General features: G+C 65.1%; 2 protein-coding genes. Both read right to left on the bottom strand.

From position 1 onward, the window contains the following. Positions 1–97: 97 nt before the first annotated feature. Complete coding sequence (locus tag AC1DQP_RS20515) at positions 98–745, bottom strand: response regulator (RefSeq protein ID WP_256774079.1); 648 nt, start codon at positions 743–745, stop codon at positions 98–100. 222 nt (positions 746–967) lie between these two features. After that, positions 968–1392 (bottom strand): phosphatase PAP2 family protein (locus AC1DQP_RS20510; protein ID WP_478052434.1); only part of this gene is annotated, 425 nt, incomplete at its 5' end.

Raw genomic sequence — 1392 nt, 5'->3', positions numbered from 1 at the left:
CCCCCCCCCCCCCCCCCCACCGACCCGCGCCAGAAAGAGTCAAATGACGCTTCTGCTTGCCCCGGTGTGGGCAAAGAACCGCACATGCCTTCGGCAGTTACATCGGTCGCGCCGGATCCACCAGGCCGTACTGGCTGGCCATGCGCGCCAAGGCGATGTTGTCGTGGATGCCCATCTTCTCGAACAGGCGCGCCTTGTGCGTGTTTACCGTCTTGGCACTCAGGCTCAGGCGCTTGGCGATGTCTTCCTGGCGCAGGCCCTGGGTGAGCAGCAGGGCCACTTCCAGTTCGCGCGGGGACAGGGTGTCGAACGGCGACTGGCTGCCTTCCACGTTGGACAGCGCCAGGTTCTGCGCGATGCTGCTGCCGAGGTAACGCCGGCCCATGGCCGCGTCGCGCACGGCGCGCAGCAGTTCCTGCGCATCGCAGCCCTTGCCGATGTAACCGGACGCGCCAGCCTCGAGCAGGCGCTTGGGCATCGGGCCATCCTCGAGCACCGACACGATCACCACGCGCGTGCCGTGGTCGCCACGCACCACCCGTTCGGTGACTTCCATGCCGCTTACACCCGGCAGGTGCAGGTCGCACAGCACCACGTCCGGACGCAGGTGGCGGATTTCAGGCAACGCATCTTCCCCGGAGTCCGCTTCACCGACTACCTCGATATCGGTCTCGTTGGACAGGATCATCTTCATGCCGGTACGCACCAGCGCATGATCGTCCACCAGATACACTCGAATCGTCATCCACGCACCTCTTAAAACGCTGCGAACGGGGGCAAGCCTAGCGGCGGGGTACGGCGATAACAAGGAAAAGCAGCCCCTGTCAGCGCGTTCTGGTGCCCGCATCACACCCATGCCGTCTTGCCCTTCCCCTTAGCCTTTCACCCCAGGCTATATCGGTCTACTACGMCTATCAGTGTACGCCTGCGCCCCGGCGCAATCGGCATCCCACGCATCCGGACCGGTTCAGTGCCGGTGCCGCCACGGCGCGCGGCGCCTGAACATGACCAGGAAGCACCCTACCACCCAAACCAGAGCCGCACACCAACCGGCCAGGATGTCGGAGGGGTAATGCACGCCCAGGTAGACCCGCGACACGCTGACCAGCACGCTGAACAAGGGCGCGGCCACCAGCACCGGCCAGCGCCAGCGAGTGTTCCAGGCCAACAGCACCACCGTCACCGCCAGGGTCATCGAGCCCATCGCATGCCCACTGGGGAAGCTGAACGTGCTTTCCGGGGCGATCGACTCCCACAGGCTGGGGCGGTCGCGCTGGAAAAACTGCTTGCTGCCCATGTTCAACAACGCCGAACCGACGAAGCAGATCGCCACGAAACTGGCTTCACGCCAGCGCCGTCGCCACAGCAGCATGCCGACGATCAGCACGTCGG

Source organism: Stenotrophomonas sp. P5_A8 (genome assembly GCF_056400545.1).
This window is presented reverse-complemented; position numbering and strand designations above follow the sequence as displayed.